Source organism: Agromyces protaetiae (assembly GCF_004135405.1).
In the GTDB taxonomy this organism is placed as follows: Bacteria; Actinomycetota; Actinomycetes; order Actinomycetales; family Microbacteriaceae; genus Agromyces; species Agromyces protaetiae.
The window spans coordinates 2,477,660-2,503,925 of record NZ_CP035491.1; the positions used below are offsets into that span (position 1 = coordinate 2,477,660).

22 protein-coding genes, 4 tRNA genes and 1 pseudogene are annotated in these 26,266 nt (G+C 69.1%); 15 read left to right on the plus strand and 12 right to left on the minus strand.

The window, feature by feature from the left end; genetic code table 11:
• The first annotated feature begins 73 nt into the window (after nt 1-73).
• Nucleotides 74-2,017: a 1-deoxy-D-xylulose-5-phosphate synthase gene (gene dxs, locus ET445_RS11515; RefSeq protein ID WP_129191429.1), complete on the plus strand. Its 1,944-nt coding sequence runs from the start codon at nt 74-76 to the stop codon at nt 2,015-2,017.
• On the opposite strand, the gene ET445_RS11520 is transcribed toward dxs, so the two are convergent.
• From ET445_RS11520 to ET445_RS11545, 6 genes are all read right to left on the minus strand, one after another.
• Nucleotides 2,014-2,637 carry a hypothetical protein gene (locus ET445_RS11520; protein ID WP_129191430.1) on the minus strand — a complete coding sequence of 208 codons (624 nt, stop codon included), beginning with the start codon at nt 2,635-2,637 and terminating at the stop codon, nt 2,014-2,016. The genes dxs and ET445_RS11520 overlap by 4 nt on opposite strands.
• Entirely contained in the window at nt 2,634-3,338 is a 705-nt protein-coding gene (locus ET445_RS11525; RefSeq protein WP_129191431.1) for a TetR/AcrR family transcriptional regulator, read from the minus strand. Before ET445_RS11525 ends, ET445_RS11520 begins: the two co-directional genes overlap by 4 nt.
• Before the next feature lie 90 nt (nt 3,339-3,428).
• Nucleotides 3,429-5,570 carry a 3-hydroxyacyl-CoA dehydrogenase NAD-binding domain-containing protein gene (locus ET445_RS11530; protein ID WP_129191432.1) on the minus strand — a complete coding sequence of 714 codons (2,142 nt, stop codon included), beginning with the start codon at nt 5,568-5,570 and terminating at the stop codon, nt 3,429-3,431.
• A gap of 2 nt (nt 5,571-5,572) precedes the next feature.
• Nucleotides 5,573-6,778: a thiolase family protein gene (locus ET445_RS11535; protein WP_129191433.1), complete on the minus strand. Its 1,206-nt coding sequence runs from the start codon at nt 6,776-6,778 to the stop codon at nt 5,573-5,575.
• A gap of 79 nt (nt 6,779-6,857) precedes the next feature.
• On the minus strand, nt 6,858-8,054 hold the full coding sequence (locus tag ET445_RS11540) for a ribonuclease D (protein ID WP_129191434.1): 1,197 nt from the start codon (nt 8,052-8,054) through the stop codon (nt 6,858-6,860).
• Entirely contained in the window at nt 8,047-8,634 is a 588-nt protein-coding gene (locus ET445_RS11545) for a DUF3000 domain-containing protein (RefSeq protein ID WP_129191435.1), read from the minus strand. Before ET445_RS11545 ends, ET445_RS11540 begins: the two co-directional genes overlap by 8 nt.
• An 86-nt stretch (nt 8,635-8,720) precedes the next feature.
• On the opposite strand from ET445_RS11545, the gene ET445_RS11550 reads away from it, so the two are divergent.
• The gene (locus tag ET445_RS11550; RefSeq protein WP_129191436.1) at nt 8,721-9,887 is read left to right on the plus strand and encodes an alpha/beta hydrolase family protein; all 1,167 of its coding nucleotides are present in this window, start codon (nt 8,721-8,723) and stop codon (nt 9,885-9,887) included.
• Nucleotides 9,888-9,893: 6 nt separating this feature from the next.
• On the opposite strand, the gene ET445_RS11555 is transcribed toward ET445_RS11550, so the two are convergent.
• Both ET445_RS11555 and ET445_RS11560 read right to left on the minus strand, forming a co-directional pair.
• Nucleotides 9,894-10,331 (minus strand): SufE family protein, encoded by a 438-nt coding sequence (locus ET445_RS11555; protein WP_129191437.1) that lies wholly within the window; start codon nt 10,329-10,331, stop codon nt 9,894-9,896.
• Nucleotides 10,332-10,438: 107 nt separating this feature from the next.
• Entirely contained in the window at nt 10,439-11,338 is a 900-nt protein-coding gene (locus ET445_RS11560) for a sulfurtransferase (protein ID WP_129191438.1), read from the minus strand.
• Between the two features lie 141 nt (nt 11,339-11,479).
• On the opposite strand from ET445_RS11560, the gene zapE reads away from it, so the two are divergent.
• The 3 genes from zapE (at nt 11,480) to ET445_RS11575 (ending at nt 14,806) form a co-directional block, all read left to right on the plus strand.
• A complete protein-coding gene (gene zapE / locus ET445_RS11565) occupies nt 11,480-12,535 on the plus strand; it encodes a cell division protein ZapE (protein ID WP_129191439.1) in 1,056 nt (351 codons plus the stop codon).
• A 305-nt stretch (nt 12,536-12,840) separates the two neighbouring features.
• Nucleotides 12,841-14,070 (plus strand): ammonium transporter, encoded by a 1,230-nt coding sequence (locus tag ET445_RS11570; protein ID WP_129191440.1) that lies wholly within the window; start codon nt 12,841-12,843, stop codon nt 14,068-14,070.
• Nucleotides 14,071-14,131: 61 nt separating this feature from the next.
• Nucleotides 14,132-14,806, plus strand: a complete 675-nt coding sequence (locus ET445_RS11575; protein ID WP_243695184.1) for a type II toxin-antitoxin system PemK/MazF family toxin — start codon at nt 14,132-14,134, stop codon at nt 14,804-14,806.
• Nucleotides 14,807-14,872: 66 nt separating this feature from the next.
• Here ET445_RS11575 and ET445_RS11580 read toward each other — a convergent pair whose 3' ends face one another.
• Nucleotides 14,873-16,450, minus strand: a complete 1,578-nt coding sequence (locus ET445_RS11580; protein ID WP_129191441.1) for an aspartate:alanine exchanger family transporter — start codon at nt 16,448-16,450, stop codon at nt 14,873-14,875.
• 138 nt (nt 16,451-16,588) lie between these two features.
• Nucleotides 16,589-16,664, minus strand: a tRNA-Val gene (locus ET445_RS11585).
• 316 nt (nt 16,665-16,980) lie between these two features.
• Between ET445_RS11585 and ET445_RS11590 the strand changes: the two genes are divergently transcribed.
• The 5 genes from ET445_RS11590 to ET445_RS11610 all read left to right on the plus strand — a co-directional run bounded on the left by ET445_RS11590 (nt 16,981) and on the right by ET445_RS11610 (nt 20,021).
• A tRNA-Gly gene (locus ET445_RS11590) sits at nt 16,981-17,052 on the plus strand.
• Nucleotides 17,053-17,111: 59 nt separating this feature from the next.
• Nucleotides 17,112-17,182, plus strand: a tRNA-Cys gene (locus ET445_RS11595).
• A 30-nt stretch (nt 17,183-17,212) separates the two neighbouring features.
• Nucleotides 17,213-17,284: transfer RNA gene (locus tag ET445_RS11600), tRNA-Val, on the plus strand.
• 185 nt (nt 17,285-17,469) lie between these two features.
• Nucleotides 17,470-19,455 carry a threonine--tRNA ligase gene (thrS, locus tag ET445_RS11605; RefSeq protein ID WP_129191442.1) on the plus strand — a complete coding sequence of 662 codons (1,986 nt, stop codon included), beginning with the start codon at nt 17,470-17,472 and terminating at the stop codon, nt 19,453-19,455.
• On the plus strand, nt 19,452-20,021 hold the full coding sequence (locus ET445_RS11610) for an HIT family protein (protein ID WP_129191443.1): 570 nt from the start codon (nt 19,452-19,454) through the stop codon (nt 20,019-20,021). The genes thrS and ET445_RS11610 overlap by 4 nt, the downstream gene beginning before the upstream one ends.
• An 87-nt stretch (nt 20,022-20,108) precedes the next feature.
• Here the strand turns inward: ET445_RS11610 and pdxY are convergent.
• Nucleotides 20,109-20,959 (minus strand): annotated as a pseudogene (pdxY, locus tag ET445_RS11615) (pyridoxal kinase PdxY).
• A 7-nt stretch (nt 20,960-20,966) separates the two neighbouring features.
• Complete coding sequence (locus ET445_RS11620) at nt 20,967-22,307, minus strand: aminotransferase class I/II-fold pyridoxal phosphate-dependent enzyme (protein WP_243695185.1); 1,341 nt, start codon at nt 22,305-22,307, stop codon at nt 20,967-20,969.
• 130 nt (nt 22,308-22,437) lie between these two features.
• Here ET445_RS11620 and pdxS point away from each other — a divergent pair, with 130 nt between their 5' ends.
• The 5 genes from pdxS to ET445_RS11645 all read left to right on the plus strand — a co-directional run bounded on the left by pdxS (nt 22,438) and on the right by ET445_RS11645 (nt 26,261).
• Nucleotides 22,438-23,328 (plus strand): pyridoxal 5'-phosphate synthase lyase subunit PdxS, encoded by an 891-nt coding sequence (gene pdxS / locus ET445_RS11625; protein WP_129191444.1) that lies wholly within the window; start codon nt 22,438-22,440, stop codon nt 23,326-23,328.
• Nucleotides 23,325-23,969, plus strand: coding sequence for a pyridoxal 5'-phosphate synthase glutaminase subunit PdxT (gene pdxT, locus ET445_RS11630; protein ID WP_129191445.1), 645 nt, complete (start codon nt 23,325-23,327; stop codon nt 23,967-23,969). Before pdxS ends, pdxT begins: the two co-directional genes overlap by 4 nt.
• Nucleotides 23,970-24,074: 105 nt before the next feature.
• Nucleotides 24,075-24,557, plus strand: coding sequence for a DUF1697 domain-containing protein (locus tag ET445_RS11635; RefSeq protein ID WP_243695402.1), 483 nt, complete (start codon nt 24,075-24,077; stop codon nt 24,555-24,557).
• Between the two features lie 78 nt (nt 24,558-24,635).
• Nucleotides 24,636-25,403: a hemerythrin domain-containing protein gene (locus ET445_RS11640; protein WP_129191446.1), complete on the plus strand. Its 768-nt coding sequence runs from the start codon at nt 24,636-24,638 to the stop codon at nt 25,401-25,403.
• A 102-nt stretch (nt 25,404-25,505) separates the two neighbouring features.
• Entirely contained in the window at nt 25,506-26,261 is a 756-nt protein-coding gene (locus tag ET445_RS11645) for a YebC/PmpR family DNA-binding transcriptional regulator (RefSeq protein WP_129191447.1), read from the plus strand.
• Nucleotides 26,262-26,266 lie beyond the last annotated feature (5 nt).

Sequence of the window (26,266 nt, forward strand, 5' to 3'; positions counted from 1 at the left end):
AAGCCTCCACCCCGGGGCGCGTAGACTCGATCGATGTGAGAGCCGCGAGACGCGGCACGAAAGGCGGTTCCGGATGACCCTGCTCGAGCGGATTCGAGGCCCTCGCGACCTCGACGACCTCTCGACGGAGGAACTCGCCGAACTCGCGGCTGAGATCCGTGCGTACCTCGTGCAGAACGTCGCGAAGACGGGCGGTCACCTCGGCCCGAACCTGGGCGTCGTCGAGATGACGATCGCGATCCACCGAGTCTTCCACTCGCCCACCGACGCCGTCGTCTTCGACACGGGGCACCAGTCGTACGTGCACAAGCTGCTGACCGGGCGCCAGGACTTCTCGACGCTGCGTCAGCAGGGCGGTCTCGCAGGCTACCCGCAGCGGTCTGAATCCGAGCACGACATCGTCGAGTCATCCCACGCGTCGAGCTCGCTCAGTTGGGCCGACGGCATCTCGAAGGCCTTCGAGATGACGGGGCAGTCCGACCGCCACGTCGTCGCGGTCGTGGGCGACGGCGCCCTGACGGGCGGTATGACGTGGGAGGCGCTCAACAACATCTCCGACGACAACACGCGCAAGCTCGTCATCATCGTGAACGACAACGGACGCTCGTATGCGCCCACGATCGGCGGGATGGCGCGGTTCTTGAGCTCGGTCCGCACGCAGCGCACCTACCGCGACCTGCAGATCTCCAGCGCGCGGGCGTTCGAGCGCCTCGGCGCCCCCGCGCGCGCGTTCTACCGCGGTGTGCGCGGCGGCATGCACGGCTTCCTGTCGCGCTTCACCGACAACGAGGCACTTTACTCGAACCTCGACATCAAGTACGTCGGCCCCGTCGACGGCCACGACGAGCACGCCATGGAGGCGGCGCTGCGTCAGGCGAAGCAGTACGGCGCTCCCGTGATCGTGCATGCGATCACCGAGAAGGGTCGCGGCTACGAGCCCGCGCTTCGCGACGTCGCCGACCAGTTCCATGCCGTCGGGCAGATCGACCCCGAGACGGGCGAGTCGCTCGAGACGTCGTCGAAGCCGTCGTGGACGAGCGTGTTCGCCGATTCCCTCGTCGCCCTCGCTGAAGAGAACGAGCGGCTCGTCGGCATCACTGCCGCGATGCTCCGCCCGACGGGTCTCCATCGCATGGCCGAGCGCTTCCCGAGTCGAGTGTTCGATGTCGGCATCGCCGAGCAGCACGCCGTCACGTCGGCCGCGGGCCTCGCGTTCGGCGGGCTGCATCCGGTCGTCGCGATCTATGCGACCTTCATGAACCGTGCGTTCGATCAGGTGCTCATGGACGTCGCGCTGCACAAGGCCGGCGTCACGTTCGTGCTGGACCGTGCCGGGGTCACCGGTCCCGACGGTCCGAGCCACCACGGCGTGTGGGACCTCTCGGTCCTCCAGGTCGTGCCCGGCATCCGCATCGCCGCTCCGCGCGATTCCGTGCGCCTGACCGAGGAACTCGCCGAAGCGGTGAAGGTCGATGACGGCCCGACCGTGTTGCGGTTCCCCAAGGGCAGCGTGGGCGTCGAGTACGACGCCGTGCACCGTCTCGATGACGGCGTCGACGTGCTCGTCGAGTCCGAACGCAAAGACGTGCTGCTCGTCGCCGTCGGCCCGATGGCCGGCATCGCGCTCGAGGTCGCCGAGCGGCTCGAGTCGCACGGCATCGGCGCAACGGTCGTCGACCCGCGATGGGTCGTGCCCGTGCCGCGGAGCGTCGTCGAGCTCGCGGGGGAGTACCGCATCGTCGTGAGCCTCGAAGACGGCGTCCGAGTCGGCGGCATCGGCACGCGCATCCGCCAAGACCTCCGTGAGGCGGGCGTCGACACCGCGGTGACCGAGCTCGGCCTTCCCGACGAGTTCCTCGACCACGCGACGCGAGGCGAGATCCTCGAGGCGGCGGGGCTCACGCCCCAGCACATCGCGCGGGATGTCACGGCCATGGTCCTCGGCTCGAAGCTGCCGCACGCGCGCGGCGCGGGCGTCGACGTGCCGACCGACACTCGCCCGCAGCCGCGGGTCTAGTCTTCGGGGGTCTCCCCGTCCATTCGGCGACGTTCTTCGAATCCGTCGGCGTTCGAGCTCCCGACCAGGTGCGCGATGGTCGCCGGTCGCGCGATGCGGCGGATGGCTCGGTCCCGACCGAGTGCAAACGCGGCAGCGCTCGCGGCGATGAACGGCGACAGCCAGAGGAACGCGACGGGCAGCGCATCACGGGCGATGACCCCCGCGACGAGCCAGGTCATGAGGGTGCCGAAGGCGACGCCGTAGGCGGCGAAGGCGATGAGCTGCACGCGGACGCGAGGCACCCGCCGGAGCGACCAGGCGAGGAGCCATGCGCCGGGCATCCCGAGGGCGAGTGCGACGAGCGAGACGGCGAGGAAGACGGGAAAGCCGTAGATGAGCACGACGAGCGACATTCCGAGCGCGGGTCCGGGCGATCCCCCACTCCAGCCCGTCGAGGCGACTTCGGCGACGGTGCCGACGATGAGGAACCCGCCGACCGCGAACAGCAGGAACCATCCCCACGTGCCGAAGGCCCCGCGCACGAACTCGCCGAAGGTGAACGCCATCGGCTCGGCGGCGCTCCGGGGGTCGCGGGCGCCGTATCGTGCCGCGATCGAGTCGCCCGTTCCCGCGTTCACGCTCGAACCTCTGCGACGAGATCGAGCAGGTCGCGGACGGGCTTCCGCAGGAGCGGCGTCCGCACGAGCGGCAGCGCGCCCTTGAGGAGCCCCAGGCCGCGGTCGACGAGCCGCCTGCTGCGGACCTGCCCGGGGGAGCGGTCGTAGACCCAGAAGAGCGCGAGCAGCAGGTGCGCGAGCGTCAGCGCGTCGGGCAGGCGCTCCTCGAGCTCGACGGGGAGCCGCGTCCTTGCTCCAGTGATGGCGTCCGCGAAGAGCCCGCGCACGATCGCGAGCGCGGGCGCCGACTCGGTCGACAGCGGATTGATCGGGGAGCGTGGTGAAACCGCGGCAGAGAGGAACTCGGGAGCGAACGGATGGTACGGCGCGAGCCCGTCGAGACCGGTGCGGTAGACGATGCCGAGGCGTTCGATGAGATCGTCGGATGCCTCGAGCAGCGGCTCTGCGGCGGCGCGGTGCGCTGCTTGCACGTCGAGGTAGAGCTCTTGCACGAGGTGGTGCTTCGACGGGAAATGGTAGTGCGTGGCTCCGACCGACATTCCGGCCTCGGTGGCGACGAGCCGGATGGTCGTCGCGTCGTATCCGCGCTCGCGGAACGAGCGGAGCGCGATGTCGCGGACCAGTGCGCGCGTGCGCTCGCTCTTGGTCGAAGGCGTGCTCGAGACATCCGGCTGCTCTGAGACATCCGCAGAACTGAACATGTTCAGAAACTACCGCGAGCCGCCCCGGAGCGCAACGCGAACGGGCCCCCGACTCCGAAGAGTCGAGGGCCCGAACGGGTGGAGCCTGGCTTACGCGCCCACGCCGCGGATCGCGGGGTGGTGGAACGTGTCGCCGAAGGCGCGTTCGGACGCACCGACGCGGTCGAGGTACGGCGTCGCACCGCCGGCCTGGAACGGCCAGCCCGCGCCGAGAATCAGGCACAGGTCGATGTCTTCCGCTGCAACGACGACCTTCTCGTCGAGCATGAGCTTGATCTCGCGAGCGAGCTCGTCTTCGACGCGACGAAGGATCGTGGCCTCGTCGACCGGCGACTTGCCGACCGTGACGACCTTCTTCGCCTCCTTCGAGAGGTCGGTGACCTTGCCGTGCTTGTCCTTCTCGACGACGCCCTGGAGCTTCGCGAGGGCGTGCAGGTTCTCCGACGAGTAGAAGCGCTCGGGGAACTCGCGCACCATCGTGTCTTGCACGTGGGCGGCGACCGCCCAGCCGACGAGGTCGATGAGCTCGAACGGACCCATCGGCAGGCCGATGGGTGCGAGCGCCTTCTCGACGACCGGCACCGGGGTGCCCTCGTCGACGGCGCGGGCCGCTTCGCCCATGACCTTCGCGAGGAGCCGGTTCACGACGAAGCCGGGCGCGTCGGCCGTGAGCACGGCCGACTTCTTGAGCTTCGCGGCGACCGCGAACGCGGTGGCGAGGGTCTCGTCGTTCGTGGCCGGAGCCTTGACGATCTCGAGGAGCGGCATGACCGCGACCGGGTTGAAGAAGTGGAAGCCGACGACCCGCTCGGGGTGCGCGAGCTTCGCGCCGATCTGCTCGACCGACAGCGACGACGTGTTCGTCGCGAGGATCGCCGTCTCGGAGAGGTGCGGCTCGACCTCGGCGAAGACCTGCTGCTTGACGGCGAGGTCCTCGAAGACGGCCTCGATGACCCAGTCGCAGTCGGCGAAGTCGGCCTTGTCGGTCGTACCCGAGACGAGCGCACGCAGACGGTTCGCCTCGTCGGAGTCGAGACGGCCCTTCTCTTCGAGCTTCGTGATCTCGGTGCGGATGTAGTCGAGGCCCTTGTCGACGCGCGACTGGTCGAGGTCGGTGATGACCACGGGCACCTGCAGGCGACGCACGAAGAGCAGGGCGAACTGGCTCGCCATGAGACCGGCGCCGATGATGCCGACCTTCGTGACCTTGCGCGCGAGCTCGCGGTCGGGCGCACCGGCCGGCCGCTTTGCGCGCTTCTGCACGAGGTTGAAGGCGTAGATGGACGCCACGAACTGGTCGCCCGAGACGAGGTCGGCGAGCGCCTCGTCTTCGCGCTCGAAGCCCTCGGCCTTCGTGCCGCTCTTCGCGGCCTTCAGGAGCTCGAGCGCGCGGTACGGCGACTTGGGCGTCGTGCCGAGCTTGCCCTCGAGCGACTTCTTCGCGATGCCGATCGCGACGTCCCACTTGGCGAGCTTCTCGAGCTTGCCGGGCACGTTCGGGCGCTTGACCTGGATCTTGCCGGTCAGCACTCCGTCGGCCCACTTGAGCGAGTCTTCGAGGAAGTTGACGGGCGGGAAGATCGCGTCGGCCATGCCGAGGTCGAACGCCTCCTTCGCCTTCAGCATCCGGTTGTTCTTCAGCGGGTTCTCGACGATCACCTTGAGGGCGTTCTCGATGCCGATGAGGTTCGGCAGGAGATAGGCGCCACCCCAGCCGGGGATGATGCCGAGGAACACCTCGGGCAGGCCGAGGGCCGGCGCCGAGGCATCCACCGTGCGGTAGTCGCTGTTGAGCGCGATCTCGACGCCGCCGCCGAGGGCGAGGCCGTTGATGAACGTGAACGACGGCACGCCGAGCTCGCCGAGCTTGCCGAGCACGAAGTGGCCGAGCTGGGCCATCTTCTTCGCCGAGTCGCGGTCGGGCACCTCGCCGACCTTCGAGAGGTCGGCGCCCGCGGCGAGGAAGTACGGCTTGCCGGTGACGCCGACGGCCTGGATCTCACCCGCGGCGGCACGGGCCGTGAGCTCGTCGAGACGGTCGTTCAGCTCGAGGAGCGTCACGGGGCCGAGCGTCGACGGGCGCGTGTGGTCGCGGCCGTTGTCGAGCGTGATGAGGGCGAGGACCTTGCCCGAGGCGAGCGTGATGTCGCGCACGTACGAGTGCGTGACGACCTCGTCGGCCTCGGAAGCGGCCTTGAGGTCGCTGAAGTCGATCTTCGAGTAGTCGGTCACGTTCAGCGGCCCTTTCCGTACTTCTTGTGGTGGGGGTTCTCCCAGATGACCGAGCCGCCCTGGCCGAGGCCGACGCACATGGCCGTGAGGCCGTAGCGGACCTCGGGGTGGAGCTCGAACTGGCGGGCGAGCTGCAGCATGAGGCGGACGCCCGAGGCCGCGAGCGGGTGGCCGATCGCGATCGCGCCGCCCCACGGGTTGACTCGGGGGTCGTCGTCGTCGATGCCGAAGTGGTCGAGGAAGCTCAGCACCTGCACCGAGAACGCCTCGTTGAGCTCGAAGAGGCCGATGTCCTCGATCGAGAGTCCGGCGTTCTTGAGCGCGCGCTCGGTCGAGGGGATGGGGCCGATGCCCATGACCTCTGCGGGCACGCCGGCGAAGCCGTAGCTCACCATGCGCATCTTGGCGGTGAGGCCGAGCTCTTTGACGGCGTCGCCGCTCGCAAGGATCGCGGCGGTCGCACCGTCGGTGAGGGGCGACGCGTTGCCGGCCGAAACCCGGCCGTGCGGGCGGAACGGCGTCTTGAGGGCGGCGAGGCCCTCCATCGTCGTCTCGGGGCGGCGGCCCTCGTCTTCGGTCGCGAGGCCCCAGCCTTCGGCCGTGCGGATCGCGACGGGCACGAGGTCGGGCTGGATGTGTCCGGCCTCGTAGGCCGCCTGGACCTTCTGCTGGCTCCGCATGCCGAAGCGGTCGGCGCGCTCCTTCGTGAGCTGCGGGAAGCGGTCGTGGAGACGCTCGGCCGTGTTGCCCATGTTGAGCGCCTGCGGGTCGACGAGCTTCTCGGCGAGGAAGCGGGGGTTGGGGTCGGCGCCCTGGCCCATCGGGTGACGGCCCATGTGCTCGACGCCACCGGCGATGACGATGTCGTACTGGCCGAAGCCGATGCCTGAGCCGGCCGTCGTGACGGCGGTCATCGCGCCGGCGCACATGCGCTCGATCGCGTAGCCGGGGACCGTCACGGGGAGGCCGGCGAGGATCGCGGACGTGCGGCCGAGGGTCAGGCCCTGGTCGCCCTGCTGCGTCGTGGCGGCGATGGCCACTTCATCGACTCGGTCCTTGGGAAGGTTCGGGTTGCGCTCGAGAAGGCCCGTGATCGCCTTGACCACGAGGTCGTCGGCTCGGGTGTTCCAGTACATGCCCTTTTCGCCGGCCCGTCCGAACGGGGTCCGTACCCCGTCGACGAACACGACGTCAACTCGTTCAGCCACGCTGCTAGCTCCCTTTCGATGAGAGAATCGCACCGATCTTACGTGTGGTGCGTCATGCAACAGAATCGGTTGGCGGAACCTACGAAGCGCTGGCTGACGCGTCTTCCACCGATTGTTCGGCCTCCACAAACGCGACGGAGATGATCTGTGCGGTCGCGTCAAGCTGCCACGCGCGCGCACCGAGCGCGGCGAGGGCCTCGCGGATGCCTCGCTCGGACGTGTCTGCCGGCGGCCTCCACGCCACCCGGCGCAAGTGGTCGGGCGTCAGGAGGTTCTCGACCGGCATGACGAGCGCTTCGGCCTTGTCGGCGACGGCCTGCTTCGCGAGGCGCAGGCGCGCGTCGGCGTCTGGATGCCTCGAAGCCCACGCCCTGGGCGGCGGCGGCGCATCGCTCGGCACCCGGATCGCGGGGAGCTCGGTGGTCGCGAGACCGTCTTCGACGGCCGACCACCAGCGATCGATCTCGGAGCGGCTCGCCCGACCCGTGAACTCGCGGAGATCGGCGAGCGCGCGCTTGGTGCGGGGGAGGCTGCGCGCGACGGCGACGATCGAGGCATCCGGAATCAGGCGGCCCGGCGCGACATCCAACTCGACCGCTCGCGCGTCGCGCGCGACCCACAACGACCGCGCGACCGCGAGATTGCGCGCGTGGCGGATGCCGTGCACGCCCGAAAGGCGTCGCCACGGCTCCGCGGCGGCAGGCTTCGCCTCCTTGTGCAGGACCGATTCGAACTCCTGCGCGGCGATCCCGTCTTTGCTCTTCTCGGCGAGACGCTCGACGAGCAGGTCGCGCACGTCGACGAGGAGCTCGACGTCGAGCGCGGCATACGTCAGCCACGACTGGGGGAGCGGGCGCGTCGACCAGTCGGCCGCCGAGTGCTCCTTCGCGAGCTTGATGCCGAGGAGCTCTTCGACGACCGACGCGAGGCCCACGCGCGGCATGCCGAGGAGGCGGGCCGCGAGCTCGGTGTCGAAGATCGTGCTCGGGTCGAGGCCGACCTCGCGGAGGCACGCGAGGTCTTGGCTCGCCGCGTGGAGCACCCACTCCTCTTGCGCGATGACGTCTTCGAGCGGCGCGAAATCGCCGATCGCCGGCGGATCGAAGAGGAACGTGCCGGCGTCGCGCCGGTACATCTGGATCAGGTACGCCCGCTGCGAATAGCGGAACCCGCTCGCCCGCTCGGCGTCGACCGCGATCGGCCCGGTTCCGGCGGAGAGCTGCTCGACCGCGCTCTCGAACGCCGCACGGGTCTCGATCACCCGGAATTCAGCCACGGTTCCTCCGTCGGGGCAGAGCGGTCACCCCTTCCGTCCGGGGCGGAAGCCCTGCCAACATGCACAGCAACTCCTCCCAGCCTTCCATATGCGGAGCGATGTCGCCGTCTAGAGGGGTCCAGGAGGCCCGGAGTTCGATCTGCGCGCCGTCGCCGCGATGGGCGAGTTCGCCGAACCCCGTCGAGAGGATCTTGGTCGCCGTGCCGTTCGCGGCGACGTAGTGGGCGCTGCGGGCGTCGAGTGCGTCGATGAGCCACGACCACGCGACGTCGGCGAGGAACGGGTCGAGTCCGATGTCGGTCTCGAGCGGCGCTTGCGCGAAGCACACGACGCGGAACGCGCCGCCCCACGCTTCGGGCTCGGCGGGGTCGTAGAGCAGGATGAACCGCCCGGTGCCGAGATCGGAATCGTCGCCGTGGCCCGCGGGTGCGACATCGGCCGCGAACGCGATCGCATAGGGCGCGAGGGAGCCCGGCGCCGGGATCTCCGTCACACGGAGTTCGGCACGCGGCACGACGCCGCGGATCGAGGTGATCGCGGCCTCGAACTCGGCAGGCGCTGGCGTCGCACGGTCGGGCACGAGTGCAGACTAGAGTCTGGATGACCGGGCGCCCGGACGGCACGCCGTACCGAGCGTCACACACGGTCCGACGATGAGGAGGACGGATGTCTCGACGGGTCTCCGCCGCAGCGGTGATCGGTGTCGCCGCGGGAGTCGCGGCGATCACGGCCGCAGTCGCGGCGACGCTCGCCGCGGTGATCACGGCACGCTTCGCACGGCAGGTCGTCACGCCCGTCACCACGCGCGAAGAGGAGTTCCGCATCACTGCGGTCGACCTCGCGGCGGGCACGGTCGAACTCGACGGAGAAGACGCCGCACTCGCCGGCCGGTACGGACTCTGGTTCGAGCACGACTCGGGCCACGCGCGTCTCGGCGAAGTGCTCGCGGGCGAGGGCCGTTCGGCCCTCCGCCGCCTCGACGGCGTCGACTTCGGTCGCCTCGACCGCGCCAAGCGCGGGCGGCTCGACGGATGGTTGCACCTCGGGCCGTGGGAACTCGGCCGCACCTACGAGAACGTCGTCGTCGAGACCCCGCTCGGGCCCTCACCTGCGTGGTTCATCCCCGCCGCGGAGCCGACGACCGACTGGGTCGTGCAGATCCACGGCCGCGGCGCGAAGCGCCAAGAGACGCTCCGTGCAGTCGAGCCCGTGTTCGCGGCCGGTTGGAACTCGCTCCTCGCCTCCTACCGGAACGACGGCGAAGCCCCCGAGAGCGTCGACCGCCGCTACGGCCTCGGCGGCACCGAGTGGGAAGACGCCGTCGCCGCCGTCCGCTACGCGCGCGAGCACGGCGCCGAGCGCATCGTGCTCATGGGCTGGTCGATGGGCGGGGCGATCGTGCTCCAGGCCGTGCTGCGCTCCGAAGAGGTGCGTGAAGCGCTCGTCGGAGTCATCCTCGAATCTCCCGCGATCGACTGGGTCGACATCCTGCGTTTCCAGGGTGTTCTCAACGGACTGCCCGAAGAGGTGGGCGCACTCGTCGGCAGGCTCCTCAGCACTCCCGCCGCCGTCGGCGTGACGGGCGTGGCCTCGCCGATCGACCTCGTGAGCCTCAACGCCGTCTCGCGTGCCGACGAGTTCGAGACGCCCATGCTCCTCATGCACTCCGAAGACGACGGCTACGTGCCGATCGACGGCGCACGCCGCTTCGCCGAGGCCCGCCCAGACCTCGTGCAGTTCGAGGTCTTCAACGGTGCGCGGCACACGAAGCTCTGGAACCACGACCCCATTCGCTGGACGGGGCTCATCCGGAACTGGCTCGCCGAGCGCTGAACGGCGTCAGGCGGCTGCGCGCTCACCCACCTGGCGCTTGATGCGCCCGAGCATGCCCGTCATGCCGCGCACCCGCAGCGGCGACACAGCTTCGGCGAGACCGAGCGACTGCGCGTAGTCGGCCGGCACGGTGAGCACCTCGTCGACCGTGAGCCCGTCGAGCCCCTGCACGAGGATCGACGCGAACCCGCGCGTCGTCGGCGCCTCGGCGGGAGCCGTCGCGTAGACGTGGACGATGCCGTCGGTCACCTCGACGAAGATGAACACCGGGGACTGGCACTCCTCGACCTTCTCGAAGAGGTCGGGGTGGTCGCGGTACTGCTCGGGCAGCCCGGGGAGCTCGTTCGAGAAGTCGAGGAGCAGTTGCAGCCGATCCCGCACCGCGAGCGCGAGGAAGTCTTCGCGCGTCTCGGCGAGCGCGGCGGGCAGATTCGAGGCATCCATCGGTTCGATTCTTCCACGGTCGAAACGAACCGCGCCCGGCTGCGGAAAGCCGGGCGCGGTCTGAGTGCGCGTCTCGATGACGCGAGCGTTGTGCGATGCCGCTCCGCTCAGCGGGCGGGGAGTTCGCCGCGCTCGGCGCCGGTCACGATCGGCACACGCACGGCGCTGCCCCACTCGGTCCACGAGCCGTCGTAGTTGCGCACGTTCTCGAAGCCGAGGAGGTGGGTGAGCACGAACCACGTGTGGCTCGACCGCTCGCCGATGCGGCAGTAGGCGATGATCTCGTCGCCGTCTTGAAGGCCCACCTCGCCGCGGTAGATCGCCTCGAGGTCGTCGCGGCCCTTGAACGTGCCGTCGGCGGCCGCAGCGCGAGCCCACGGCACGGATGCCGCGGTCGGGATGTGTCCGCCGCGGAGCGCGCCCTCTTCGGGGTAGGCCGGTGCGCTCGTGCGCTCACCCGAGTACTCCTCGGGGGAGCGGACGTCGATGAGCGGGTTGCCGAGGTGGGCGAGGACATCTTCTTTGTAGGCGCGCACGACGGTGTCGTCGCGCTCGACGATGGGGTACTCGACGGGGGTGACCTCGGGGACGTCGGTCGTGAGCGGGCGGTCCTCGGCGATCCAGAGGTCACGGCCGCCGTCGAGGAGGCGTACGTCTTCGTGGCCGAAGAGCGTGAAGACCCAGAGCGCATAAGCGGCCCACCAGTTGTTCTTGTCGCCGTAGATGACGACGGTCGTGTCGCGCGCGATGCCCTTCGAGCCGAGGAGGGCGGCGAACTGCTCGCCGTTCAGGTAGTCGCGCACGACCGGGTCGTTGAGGTCGGTGTGCCAGTCGATCTTGACCGCGCCCGGGATGTGGCCCGTCTCGTAGAGGAGGACGTCTTCGTCGGACTCGACGACCACGAGACCCGGCTGACCGAGCCGTTCGGCGAGCCATTCGGTGCTCACGAGCCGTTCGGGGTGGGCGTACGAGGTGAACTTCTCGGCGGGGTCGAACTCGACGGACATTGCGGCCTCCTGGGGCGCTCGGTGCGTGCGGCTGAATGGGGTGCGGTTAGGCTGGTGACCTGTTCAGCACGAACATACGCGGCGTGCCCGTCGAAGTCACAGGCCCCGTCATCCGGTGCAATACGGGAGCCAAATCCGCCAATGACCTCGGCAGCCACGTCCGACCTCATCCGCATCGCCGACCGCAATCCGTCGATCACGGGCGCCGAGATCGCCGCCGAACTCTCCCCGCCGCCGCAGTTCGCGACGGCCTCGTTCGAGTCCTACCGGCCCGACCCCGACTTCCCGTCGCAGCAGGCCGCGCTCGACCGGCTCAACGAGTTCGCGGGCGCCTGGCGGGCAGCGCAGCGGCCGGGCGGATTCTTCTCGCGCAAGCGGCCGGCACGCATCGAACTGCCAGGCGTCTACCTCGACGGCGGCTTCGGCGTCGGCAAGACCCACCTTCTCGCGTCGCTCTGGCACGTCGCGCACGGTCCCAAGTACTTCGGCACGTTCATCGAGTACACGGCACTCGTCGGCGCGCTCGGCTACCAGAAGGCGCTCGAGGCGCTCCGGGGCGCGAAGCTCATCTGCATCGACGAGTTCGAGCTGGATGACCCGGGCGACACGATGCTCATGACGCGGTTCCTCGGCGAGCTCATGGCGAGCGGCACGCGCGTCGCGGCGACGAGCAACACGCCGCCGAACGCGCTCGGCGAGGGGCGATTCGCGGCGGCCGACTTCCTCCGCGAGATCCAGGGCCTCTCATCGAACTTCGAGACGCTCCGCATCGACGGACTCGACTACCGCCGCCGCGACACCGACGGCCGCGCCGAGACCGTCGAGAGCGACGACCAGGTCGACCGCACGGCCACGGCACTCGCCGCGCGCGGACACCGGGTCTCGCTCGACGACTTCGACGCGCTCATCGCGCACCTCGCCACGGTGCATCCGTCGAAGTACATCAAGCTCATCGACGGCGTCGAGATCCTCGCGCTCCGCGGCGTCCACTCCCTCCACGACCAGAGCGCCGCGCTCCGGCTCGTCGCGTTCATCGACCGCGTCTACGACGCAGAGGTCCCGATCGTCGCGAGCGGCCTTCCGCTCGACGAGGTCTTCGACGCCGACATGCTCGCAGGCGGGTACCGAAAGAAGTACCTGCGCGCGATGAGCCGTATGACGGCGCTCACGACGGGGCAGCTGCCGCCGCACGAGTAGCGCGCATCCGCTCGCTCGCGACGACTCGCGCGAACGAGACGGCTCTCCAAACGAAGGCCGTACCTGCACGTGCTAGGGCGACACGCCTTGAACCCCTTTCGGCGACTCCTGCGCGATTTCGCGGCGGATCCGCTGCCGCCCGAAACACAGTCGTTACACGGAGCGGGATCTCGTAACGGTTGCGAAACACCTGACGCATCTTGGTAGAAACGTGCCGGTTCCATGCTGAACGACGTACCCGAGTCCGGAGCTCAGCCCCACCTCGGTACACCCCCTGCTATCACGAAAGAACGGTGAGGAACTCCATGGATTCGGGCAATCTCGCGTGGGCTATTGCGGCTACCGCGCTCGTGCTGTTCATGACGCCGGGCGTCGCGTTCTTCTACGGCGGCCTGGTCAAAGCGAAGAGCGTCATCAGCATGATGATGATGAGCTTCGGCGCTCTCGGCCTCATCAGCGTCCTTTGGGTGCTGTACGGCTTCAACATGTCGGCGATCACCGAAGGAGACCCGCAGTTCCTGGCGGGCAATCCGTTCTCCGACTTCGGTCTCGCGAACGCCGATGACAACACGCTCGTCGGCGCGACGTACGGCGCCACCTTCGCGATCATCACCGTCGCGCTGATCTCGGGAGCGATCGCCGATCGCGCGAAGTTCGGCTCGTGGATGATCTTCGCCGGCATCTGGGCGACGCTCGTCTACTTCCCCGTCGCGGCGTGGGTCTGGGGCGGCGGCTGGATCATGAACCTCGGCGCCAATCTGGGGCTCGACGTGTCGGTGATCGACTACGCGGGCGGCACCGCCGTGCACATCAACGCCGGTGCGGCGGCCCTCGCCCTCGCGCTCGTCCTCGGCAAGCGCGTCGGCTTCCAGAAGGGCATGGACAAGCCGCACAACGTGCCGCTCACCCTGCTCGGCGCAGCGATCCTGTGGTTCGGATGGTTCGGCTTCAACGCCGGCGCAGAAGGCACGTTCAATCTCCTCGGCACTGAGGACCAGTCCGCTGGCCTCATCATCCTGAACACGCTCGGCGCGACGGCGGCCGCGATCCTCGGTTGGCTCATCGTCGAGAAGATCAAGGACGGCAAGCCGACCGCGGTCGGAGCGGGCTCGGGCGCGATCGCGGGTCTCGTCGCAATCACCCCCTCGTGTGCCGCCCTCGCCCCGGGATGGGCACTCCTGCTCGGCGTCCTGGCCGGCGCAGTGTGCGCGCTGGCGATCGAGCTGAAGTTCAAGCTCGGCTTCGACGACTCGCTCGACGTGGTGGGCATCCACCTCGTCGGCGGTGTCATCGGCACGCTGTACCTCGGCTTCTTCGCGACCGGCACCGGTCTGTTCGTGGGCGGCGACGCGTCGCAGCTCCTCGTGCAGTTCATCGCCGCGGTGGGCGTGCTCGTCTACTCCTTCGTGGTCGCCTTCATCGTGGGTATCGCGATCGAGAAGACGATCGGGTTCCGCGTCAAGAACGTCGACGAGATCGCCGGCATCGACACCGTCGTGCACGGTGAAGAGGGGTACCAGCTCGAGACCGTCTGAGTTCTCCACGGTCTGGGCCCCTCGAAGAAGGGCTGCGAGGGCGGTGGGGTAGTGTGCGGGTGTGTCAGACACCAGCCGCTTCCTCACCGCCCTCGGGCGTGTGCTCGAGACCGTGCTCCGGTCGCTCACATCCTCGTCGTCTGCGCCGTCCACGCCGTCCGTTTCGGACGGCGCTTCGGCGTCGACGGGCGTCGCGACGGCGACGCGGCCGGCTCGGGCGGGGGGTTCGAGTGCACCGAAGCCGCAGGCGCCGGGATCGGCAGGTCGGCAGCGGGCGGATGTCTCACGGTCGTCCTCGTTCGAAGAGGAGCTTTCTCCGGGCCAGGCAGGGCCGAGCGCGACGGTCGAACTCGACCCGTCGAAGATCGGCAAGGTCCGCTTCGCGTACGCGCCCGACCGCGACGGCGATCCCGACCCGGGCGAGATCGTCTGGACGTGGGTGCCCTACGAGGAGCGCGACGGCCGCGGCAAGGATCGCCCGGTCGTCATCGTCGCCGCCGGCGAGCGCGGGCAGTTCCTCGCCGTGCAGCTCACGAGCAAGGCACACGACCGCGACCGCGATCACGTCTCGCTCGGGTCCGGGGACTGGGACCCCGAAGGCCGACCGAGCTGGGTCGCCCTCGACCGGGTCTTCCGCGTCTCGAGCGGCGGCATGCGCCGCGAGGGCGCGATCCTCGACGAGGAGCGCTTCGAGCGCGTCACGGCCGCGCTGTCGTCGCGGTACGGCTGGCGCTGACGAAGCGGTCGGCGTCGCGGTGGGACATCCGATCGCCCTTCTCGACGGCCCAGGCGGGCGGATGTCTCAGAGCCCGACCATGATCTGCGCCAAGAGGATCTTCACGACCATCGCCGCGGGGTACACGAGGCTGTAGCCGAGCGCGACACGCACGTCGTAGTCGGTGCGCAGGTTCGCGAATGCGAGGATCGCGGGGTTCGTCTGCGCGCCGCCCACGACGCCCGAGAGCCGTGTGCCGCCGAGCCGGAAGACGAATCGCCCCACCAGGTACGTGCCGAACATCGCGATCGACGTGACGACGAAACCGAGGAGCAGCAGGGTGAGCACCTCGCCCGAGACGATCGCCGAGACGATGAGCGATCCCGCCTTGGTTCCGGCGAACGCGAGGAAGACGAGCAGACCGTACTCGGCGAGCACCGACGCCGCGGTGTGCGGGAGCGACGTGACGATCGGGCCGATGCGGCCGATCCGGCCCATGACGAGGCCCAGGAGCAGTGCCCCGGCGGCGTAGCCGAGGCTGAAATGTCCGCCCGGGATCGGAATCTGGATGGCGCCGATCCCGAGGCCGATCGCGATGCCGAGACCGAGCGCGAGCGGGTTCACGTCGGCCATGCCGCGCTCGGAGTCCCCGAAGAACGACGTCAGGTCGGCCATCGCGTCGCGGGGGCCGACGACGCGCAGCCGGTCGCCCTGGTGCAGCACGAAATCGTCGGTCGCGACGAATTCGACGTCGCCGCGCCTGATGCGGGCGATGCTCGCGCCGAACTGCTCGTGCAGCCGCAGGCCGCCGATCGTGCGTCCGGCGAGCTTCGGGTTCGACAGGATGATGCGGCGGAAATCCAGGGAGCTGCGCTCGCGCGTGATGTCGATCGCCGAGGTGTGTCCGAGCTCGATCGCGACCTCGTCGACCTCGTCTCGCGGCCCGACGACGTTGATGACGTCGCCGACCTCGAGCTCGGTGTCGGGTCGGACCGGGTCGATCTGTCCGTCGTCTGCGTGCTTGATGCGCGAGATCGCAACGCGGTCGCTGTGATGCGCGACGATCTCGCCGACCGTGTGGATGGTGGTCGTGTCGATCTGCACGGGCTTCTCGACGATCGGCGCCATCGCATCGGTGTCGGAGGGCCGGTGCCGCAGCGCGAGCGCGGCCGCCGCCATCGCCCCGATCACGCCGAAGACGTACGCGCTCGCGTAGCCCACCGTCGCAGCGGGGCTGCCGCCCGTGGCCGCCAGTGCGGGTGTGTTGGTCGTCGCTCCTGCGAAGGTGCCCGCGATCGTCACCGGGTCGAGGCCGAGTGCGCCGCCGAGCAGGAAGGCCGCGACCGCGGACAGCACGAGGACGCCTGCGACGACGAGCATGAGCGGATACGACGTCCGCAGGGCGTTGAAGAAGCCGGGCCCCGCGATGAGGCCCGTGCAGAACGCGAAGATGACGAGGCCGATATCGCCGATCGCCGCCGGCACCTCGATCGGGACGCCCACGGCGACCGACCACGCGGTCAGGCCGATCGCAGCGAACAAAACCGCGACGGCGCCGAGCGACACGCCCCCGACGCTCACCCGCCCGACCGCGGCCCCGAGCCCGACGAGCAGGAAGATGAGCAGCACCGGGTTGGCGGCGAGGAACTCGAAGACGACGGACACGTGCACCTCCGATGGAAGCGGCGGGCTCTTGCCCCTACTTTGCCCCCGCGGACGCGCCGTGCGCTACGGGCGCATGCGTCGTGGAGTGGCCGTGAATCGCGAAAACCCCCGGATGACCGGGGGTTCTCTTCGTGCTGATGGTGGGCGATGCCGGGCTCGAACCGACGACCTCTTCCGTGTGAAGGAAGCGCGCTACCAGCTGCGCCAATCGCCCATCAGTACTCACGGCCGATCGCTCGGCCGCGGGTTCGATACTAGCCGACGACAGGGGGCGATTGCACATCGAGCGGTGGCTCGGCGGATTCGGCGGGTTCGGATGGCTCGTGGCGCGCGTCTCCGAGTCATCCCGTGCGTTCGCGGTGACGTCGCCGCTCGTTCACCGTGCGCGACTCCTCCGGCCCGGCACCGACACGCCCGGGATGCGAGCTCGGATTCCGCATGTGACCTGCATGAATGCTGAGGGAGCATCCCTCGGTTTGTATTCGGTCGCGCGGATCGGTTAGAGTCTCTACGTCGCAAAGAGCGACAACGCGGATGTGGCGCAGTGGTAGCGCATCACCTTGCCAAGGTGAGGGTCGCGAGTTCGAATCTCGTCATCCGCTCTGATCGAAGCCGGGCCGTGAGGCTCGGTTTTGATTTGAGGTGGTGAACCCAAACACGCGGTGGATTGGCCGAGAGGCGAGGCAGCGGCCTGCAAAGCCGTATACACGGGTTCGAATCCCGTATCCACCTCGAACTGAGATACTCCTTCTCAGATCACACGGGCGATTGGCGCAGCGGTAGCGCGCTTCCCTGACACGGAAGAGGTCACTGGTTCGATCCCAGTATCGCCCACAGTAAGACCCCGGATTTCCGGGGGTCTTTCTCGTTTCCGGGGTCCCGTGGGCTGAACGGGGGCCTATAGGACAGAACGTGTGGACGGGTTCGGGCGCGTCGTGGCGGATGCGCCGGACGAGCGCCCCGACTGGCCCGACTACAGTTGAAGGGTTCGTTTCCCGAGTTTTAGGAGTGGATCCAAGGTGGCCGACGGCTTCGAGCTCTTCACCGACCGATCCGTTGTCGCGATGCGCGTCAACGGCGAGCTGAAAGACCTCGCCACGACGGTCGCCGAGACGGACGTCGTCGAGCCCGTGACGATCGATTCGCCCGACGGATTGAACATCCTCCGCCACTCGACCGCGCATGTGCTCGCACAGGCAGTGCAGGCGATCAACCCCGAGGCCAAGCTCGGCATCGGCCCGCCCGTCACCGACGGCTTCTACTACGACTTCGACGTCGCCCAGCCGTTCACGCCCGAAGACCTCAAGGCGCTCGACAAAGAGATGTCGCGCATCGTGCGGGCCGGGCAGCGGTTCGTACGCCGCGTCGTGACCGACGACGAGGCTCGCGCCGAACTCGCGAACGAGCCCTACAAGCTCGAACTGATCGGCCTCAAGAGCGCGGCGAGCCACGGCGAGTCGAGCGGCGACGACCACGAGTCGGTCGAGGTCGGCGGCGGCGAGCTCACGATCTACGACAACGTCGACCCGCGCACGGGCGAGGTCGCATGGAAAGACCTGTGCCGCGGCCCGCACCTGCCGAACACCCGCATGATCGGCAACGGCTGGGCGCTCATGCGCGTCGCCGCGGCGTACTGGCGCGGCAGCGAGAAGAACCCGCAACTCCAGCGCATCTACGGCACCGCGTGGCCGACCAAAGACGAACTGCGCGCCTACCAGACGCGCCTCGAAGAGGCCGCCAAGCGCGACCACCGCAAGCTCGGCAGCGAGCTCGACCTCTTCTCGTTCCCCGACGAGATCGGTTCGGGCCTCGCGGTGTTCCACCCCAAGGGCGGCATCATCCGCTACGAGATGGAGGAGTACCTGCGCAAGCAGCTCCTCAAGAACGGCTACGACTTCGTCAACACGCCGCACATCACGAAGGGGCACCTCTTCGAGACGAGCCAGCACCTCAACTGGTACGCCGACGGAATGTTCCCGCCCATGCACCTCGACGAAGAGGTCGACGCCGAGGGCAACGTCACGCGTCAGGGCCAGGACTACTACCTGAAGCCCATGAACTGCCCGTTCCACAACCTCGTGTACCGCGCGCGCGGTCGGTCGTATCGCGAGCTGCCGCTGCGCCTCGCCGAGTTCGGCACGGTGTACCGCTACGAGAAGAGCGGCACGCTGTCCGGTCTCACGCGCGTGCGCGGCCTGACGCAGGACGACGCGCACATCTACGTCACCGAAGAGCAGATCAAAGACGAGGTCGCGAGCCAGCTCGCGTTCGTCCTCGAGACCCTCCGTGGGTACGGGCTCAACGACTTCTACCTCGAGCTCTCGACGAAAGACCCCGAGAAGTACGTCGGCAGCGACGAGCTGTGGGAGACCGCAACCGAGACGCTCCGCGAGGTCGCGGTCGAGTCGGGTCTCGAGCTCGTCGCCGACCCGGGCGGCGCGGCGTTCTACGGCCCGAAGATCTCGGTGCAGGCGCGCGACGCGATCGGTCGCACCTGGCAACTGTCGACAGTGCAGCTCGATTTCAACCAGCCCGAGCTGTTCGAGCTGCGCTACGCGGCGGCCGACGGCACGCAGAAGCAGCCGGCGATGATCCACCGTGCGCTCCTCGGCTCGGTCGAGCGGTTCTTCGCGATCCTCCTCGAGCACTACGCGGGCGCATTCCCGGCGTGGCTGTCGCCCGTGCAGGTCGTTGGCATCCCCGTCGCGGGCGACTTCGCCGACTACCTCGGCGAGATCATCGCCCGGCTCAAGGCCGACGGCGTCCGTGCCGAGCTCGATGCGAGCGACGACCGCATGCAGAAGAAGATCCGCACGCACACGACGCAGAAGATCCCGTTCCAGCTCATCGCGGGCGCGAGCGACCGCGAGGGCGGCACGGTCAGCTTCCGGTTCCGCGACGGCACGCAGGAGAATGGCGTCGCGATCGACACGGCGATCGAGCTCGTCAAGACCGCGATCGCCGACCACCGCCAGGTGTCGACGCGGGACGACCTCTTCTCATGAGCGGCGAGGCCTACGGGCCGCACGAGTTCGACGACGTGCCGACCGACGAGTCGAGCGAGTTCGCCGCGGTACCCGATGCCTTCCAGCGACTGTGGACGCCGCACCGGCTGGTCTACATCCAGCACGGGCAGCAGCCCGACGAGCACGCCTGCCCGTTCTGCCATGCCCCCGAGCTCTCCGACGAGCAGTCGCTCATCGTCGCGCGCGGCACGCACGCGTACGTGATCCTCAACCTGTACCCCTACAACAGCGGGCACCTGCTCGTCTGCCCGTACCGGCACATCGCGACGTACGACCAGGCGACGCCCGAAGAAGTCGCCGAGATCGGCGAGCTCACGCAGATCGCGATGCGGGTCGTGAAAGAGGTCTCGCACTGCGACGGCTTCAACATCGGGATGAACCAGGGCCGCATCGCCGGCGCCGGCATCGCCGAGCACTTGCACCAGCACATCGTGCCGCGGTGGGCACTCGATTCGAACTTCTTCCCGATCATCGCGGGCACGAAGGCGCTGCCGCGACTCCTCGGCGAGGTGCGGCAGGAGATCGCCGACGCCTGGCCGCGCTGAGCGCGGCACAGCGAAGAACCGGCAAGACGACGGATGCCTCGGGCAGCACACCCGAGGCATCCGTCGTGTTGTTCGACGAAGACCGGGTCAGCGCACCTGCTCGACGGTGAACTGCATGCGCGGGTGCGCGTAGAACTCCTGTGACTCGACGAGCTGCAGCTCGCGCTCGCCCGACTCGTGGGTGCGGTTCAGAAGATCCCAGACGCTCGACGTCGTGCGTGCGAGCGCGTCGGCGGCGGACCCCGACGAGCGGTAGTGCGCCGAGAAGAGCGCCGCCGTGACATCCCCGAGCCGTTGGCCTTGAGCGGGAGCCGGGGCGTCTGCACGATCCATGCCCCGGCGTCGTCGACGGCGAGCATCTCGATCGTGCCTTCGGGCGCATCGGGCCGTTCGACGCTCGTGACGAGCACGGTCGTGGGGCCGGTCGCGCGGATGAGGTCGACTGACTCGAGCGTCGATTCGAGCGAGTGCGGGTCGGTGTCGGTCAGGAAGCCGAGCTCGAACTGGTTCGGCGTGATGAGATCGGCGGCGGGGACCACACGGTCACGCAGCAGGATCGGGATCGCGGGCGCCACGAAGCATCCGGATTTCGCGTTGCCCATGACCGGGTCGCACGCGTACACGGCCGACGGGTTGACGGCCTTGATGCGCGCGACGGCGTCGAGGATGACGTCGGCGATGCCTTCGCCGCCCTGATACCCCGACAGGATGACGTCGATCTGCGGGAACACGCCGCGCTCCTCGATACCCGTGATGACGTCGCGGACGTCGTCGGGGGAGATGAGCGGACCCCGCCACGCGCCGTAGCCGGTGTGGTTCGAGAAGTTGACCGTGTAGACGGGCAGCACCTCGACGCCGATGCGCTGGAGGGGGAAGACGGCTGCGGAGTTGCCGACGTGGCCGTACGCGACCGCCGACTGGATGGAGAGGACCTTCACTCGTCGATCATCCCACCTCGGGCTGGACGAGCCGTCCGCCGGCGGCCCGCACGGCCGCGGCGATGTCGGCGGCGAGCCGGTCGGCGTCGGGCTCGGAGAGGTCGTGCACCGTGAGCCGCAGACGGCTCGCGGCTGGGGAGTCGGCGATCGCGAACGCATCGCCCGGGCGCGCGAGCCACCCGCGCCGCATGAGCTGCTCGGAGACGTCTCGGGCAGGCACGGGAAGCGGCACCCAGAGGTTGAGTCCGTCGCCGGCGGACGTCGGGACGCCGAGCGCGGAGAGGCGGGCTGCGAAGGCGTCGTTGCGTTCGCCGTAGTGGGCCTTCGCGGCCGCGATGCCCGCGAGCACGCCGGGGTCGGTCACGAGTGCGAGCACGAGCCGCTGCAACAGGTGGCTCACCCACGTCGTGCCGGGGGTGAGGCGCATGGCGAGCCGGTCTGCGGTGTCGGGGTCGGAGGCCGTGACGGCGAGGCACATGTCGGGGCCGAGGAACTTCGACACCGAGCGGACGAGCGCCCACCGTTTGTGGTCGGGGCCGATGAGGGAGTGGAACGGTTCGCGCGACAGCATCGAGAAGTGGTCGTCTTCGATGACGAGCACATACGGATGCTCCGCCAACACGCCGCGGAGCGCCGCGGCCCGCTCGTCCGAGAGGCTCGCTCCCGTCGGGTTCTGCGCGCGCGGCGTCGAGACGACCGCCCGCACGCCCTGCTCGAGCGCGGATCGGAGACCTTCGACGGTCATGCCCTCGTCATCGACGGGCACGGGCACCGCGCGGTAGCCGCCGACGTTGACGGTGTGGATGCTCGTGAGGAAGCACGGGTCTTCGAGGGCGACGGCGTCGTCGCGCACGAGCGCTTGCGCGAGGAGACGCTCGACGGCGTCGGCTGCGCCGCTCGTGATCGTGAGGCGGAGGTCGGCCGGTGCGAGGTCGCCCCGCAGCCACTCGTCGGCCCACGATTCGAGGCCGGGATCGATGACGGGCTCACCGTAGAGCACGGGCCGGCCGGCCATGCGGGTGAGCGCCGCGGAGGGATCGGGTATGAGTTCGGGGTCGGGGTTGCCCGTCGCGACATCCCGCAGCACGCTGTCGGCCGCGAAGCCTTCTTGTGCGACCGGCGCACGATCGGCGACGTGCGTGCCGCCGCGCCCGCGCGTGACGACGACACCGGCCTGGGTGAGTTGGCGGTAGGCGGCGACGGCGGTGTTGCGGTTGACGCCGAGCCTGTCGGCGAGCGCGCGCACCGGGGGGAGGGCGTCGCCCGGACGAAGGGTGCCGCGCTCGACGAGTTCGCGAATGCTCGCGGCGATGTCGGTGGCGGCTCGGCCTGAGATCTGGAGGGTCACGTCACGTTTCCGTCGCTGTTCGAGGGGCGGTCGAGACCATGCTACCTTTTGGCCTAGGTCAAGCAATCGCATTGTCCGCGAGTCCGCATTCCGCGTGAGCGCATCCACGTCTTCGAAGGGAACCACACACATGAGCACTGCCGAGACCGGCTCGAGCCGGGTCAAGCGCGGCCTCGCCGAGATGCTCAAGGGCGGCGTCATCATGGACGTCGTCACGCCCGAGCAGGCCCGCATCGCCGAAGATGCCGGCGCCGTCGCCGTCATGGCCCTCGAGCGCGTCCCCGCCGACATCCGCGCCCAGGGCGGCGTCGCCCGCATGAGCGACCCCGACCTCATCGAGGCGATCATCGCCGAGGTCTCGATCCCCGTCATGGCGAAGGCCCGCATCGGCCACTTCGTCGAGGCGCAGGTGCTGCAGGCCCTCGACGTCGACTACATCGACGAGTCCGAGGTGCTCTCGCCCGCCGACTTCGTCAACCACATCGACAAGTGGGCGTTCAACACGCCGTTCGTCTGCGGTGCCACGAACCTCGGCGAAGCCCTCCGACGCATCAACGAGGGCGCCGCGATGATCCGGTCCAAGGGCGAAGCCGGCACGGGCGACGTCTCCGAGGCGACCAAGCACATCCGCAAGATCACGGCCGAGATCAACCAGCTGAAGTCGATGACGAAAGACGAGCTCTACGTCGCCGCGAAGGAGCTGCAGGCGCCGTACGACCTCGTCGTCGAGGTCGCCGAGACGGGCAAGCTCCCCGTCGTGCTCTTCACCGCAGGCGGCGTCGCGACGCCAGCCGACGCCGCGATGATGATGCAGCTCGGCGCCGACGGCGTGTTCGTCGGCTCGGGCATATTCAAGTCGGGCAACCCCGAGAAGCGCGCCGCCGCGGTCGTCAAGGCGACGACCTTCTACGACGACCCGTCGGTCGTCGCCGAGGTCTCGCGCGGTCTCGGCGAGGCCATGGTCGGCATCAACGTCGCCGATCTCGCGGCGCCGCACCGACTCGCCGAGCGCGGCTGGTGACGACGAACCTCCGGAGCGAGTCGCTCGACGCGGGGGCGGGCTCTGCCGGCCCCCGCGTCGGCGTGCTCGCGCTCCAGGGAGATTTCCGCGAGCACGCGCGAGTGCTGGCAGGGCTCGGGGCGGATGTCTCGCTGATCCGCCGTCCCGAAGAGCTCGAGACCGTCGACGGCCTCGTGATCCCCGGCGGCGAGTCGACCGTCATGGACAAGCTCGCTCGCGCCTACGGGCTCGCCGAGCCGCTCAAGGCGGCGATCGCCGCGGGGCTCCCGGTCTACGGCACGTGCGCGGGGCTCATCATGCTCGCCGACACCGTGCTCGACGCGATCGAGGGGCAACAGTCGTTCGGAGGCCTCGACGTCGTCGTCCGGCGCAACGCCTTCGGCTCGCAGAACCAGTCGTTCGAGACCGACCTCGACGTCCCCGCCCTCGGTGAAGCGCCCGTGCACGCGGTCTTCATCCGCGGCCCGGTCGTCGAGTCGGTCGGCGACTCCGCGACGGCGCTCGCGACGCTCGACGACGGGCGCGTCGTCGCGGTCGAGCAGGGCAATCTCCTCGGCACGAGCTTCCACCCCGAGATCGACGGTGAGACCCGCTTCCACGAGTACTTCCTCGACAAGGTGCGAGTGCGCGCGGCGCGTTGAGCGGGATCCGGATGTCTCCGGCCGGGCCTAGCATCGCACCATGACCCGGTTCATCGCGCTCCTTCGGGCGTCAACGTCGGCGGCATCACCATCCGCTCGGCCGATCTGCGCGAATGCTTCGAAGCACTCGGCTTCGGAGGTGTGCGCACGGTGCTCGCGAGCGGGAACGTCGTCTTCGAGGCATCCGGGTTCGAAGCGACGGATGCCTCGCACGCGAGCCGCTTGTCGGAGCTGAAAACGCGCATCGAGCGCGCACTCGGCGAACGGTTCGGGTACGACGCGTGGATCGTGCTCACGACGACCGACCACGTCCGCGCGGTGATCGACGCGTTCCCGTTCGACGCGGGCGACGACACGCGCCAGCCGTGGGTGGTCTTCGCTTCGGGGTCCGACGTGCTCGACGAACTCGCCGGAGCCGAGGGCCTCGACCCGGCGACCGACCCGATCGCGCGCGGCGACGGCGTCGTGTACTGGAACCCGGTGAAGGGCACGACGACCGACACCCCCTTCGCGAAACTGCTCGCGAAGGCGCGGTTCAAGCCGACGACGACCAATCGCAATCTGCGCACGCTGCAGAAACTCGTGTGATCGGCCCGGGGCTGGCACTGAGCCGATCGCCGGGGCGCCCCGAGGCGTCGGTGAGAGACATCCGGTTGGCTCTTCGTCATGACCACTCGACTTCCCAGCACCGGTGCCGCGCCGTTCGAAGCGCCCGCCGCAACCTGCCGCAGCGACGAGGTCGTCGTCGTGCACCGTCTCTTCAAGCGGCTCTTCGCCGACGCGCCCGACATCGTCCGCGGGGTCGAGGTCGGCGACACCGTGCGGGCGAAGCGCGTCGCCAAGCACCTCCACGGCATCACGAAGCTGCTCCACGTGCACCACCGCACCGAAGACGCCTACTTCTGGGACACGATGACCGACCGGACGCCGTCGTGCGGGCTGCACGTCGCCCTCATGCGGACACAGCACGAACGCGTGTCCGACCTCCTCGACGTGGTCGACGAGCGCATCGACGAATGGACGCCCGACGCCGACCTCGCGAGCGCCGAACGGCTCGCCCTCGAACTCGAAGAGGTCAACCAGCTCCTCCTCGTGCACCTCGCCGACGAGGAGCGCGAGGCGTTCCCGATCCTCGACGAGATCCTCACCGACGCCGAGTGGGACCGCGTGCACCGCAAGGCGCAGGGCCACCTGCCGCCCCTGCCGCTCTTCGTCCTCGTGGGGTTCATGCTCGAGAGCGTGCCGCCGGCTGAGCGCGACCACTGGTTCGCAACGCAGATGCCCGCGCCTATCCGGGTCGCATACCGAGCCGTCGGACGCAAGCAGTACGAGCACGCCCTCGCCGGACTGTTCCCCGAGCGAGCGCAGCGCACGCGCCGCTCGACACCGCGCCCGCCACGAGGCATCCGGCCGCTCACGCCGCGGACCGCGTAAGGGGGCGACGTCCCGCGCGGCCCACCGAGGCGTGGGCTCGCCGCTGTTCTAGAATGGTGTGTCGGCGGGCGCACCCGCCGCGAAGCGGATTTCAGGAGCAGCATGTCCGGGCATTCCAAGTGGGCGACGACCAAGCACAAGAAGGCCGTCATCGACGGTCGCCGTGCGAAGTCCTTCGCGAAGCTCATCAAGAACATCGAAGTCGCAGCCAAGATGGGCGGCGCCGACCTCAACGGCAACCCGACCCTGTACGACGCCGTGCAGAAGGCCAAGAAGACCTCGGTGCCGAACGACAACATCGACCGCGCCATCAAGCGCGGGGCAGGCATCGGCGGCGAGGCCGTCGAGTACCAGTCGATCACCTACGAGGCCTACGGCCCGTCGGGTGTGGCCCTCATGGTCGAGGTGCTGACCGACAACAAGAACCGCGCCGCCGCCGAGGTGCGCACGGGCCTCAGCCGCAACGGCGGCACGCTCGCCGACCCCGGTTCGGTCGCCTACAACTTCAGCCGCAAGGGCGTCATCGTCGTCTCGGGCGAGGGCACGACCGAGGACGACGTCATGCTCGCCGCGCTCGACGCCGGTGCCGAAGAGATCGAGCCGCACGCCCAGGGCTTCGAGGTCATCACCGACCCGTCGCAGCTCGTCGAGGTGCGCAAGGCCCTGCAGGAGGCGGGCCTCGACTACGAGTCGGCCGACATCGAGTTCGTGCCGAACCTCAAGGTCGAGATCGACGCAGACACGGCCCGCAAGGTGTTCCGTCTCATCGACGCGCTCGAAGACTCCGACGACGTGCAGAACGTCTACAGCAACTTCGACCTGACCGCCGAGGTCCAGGCCGAGCTCGAGGCGGAGTAGGCCCG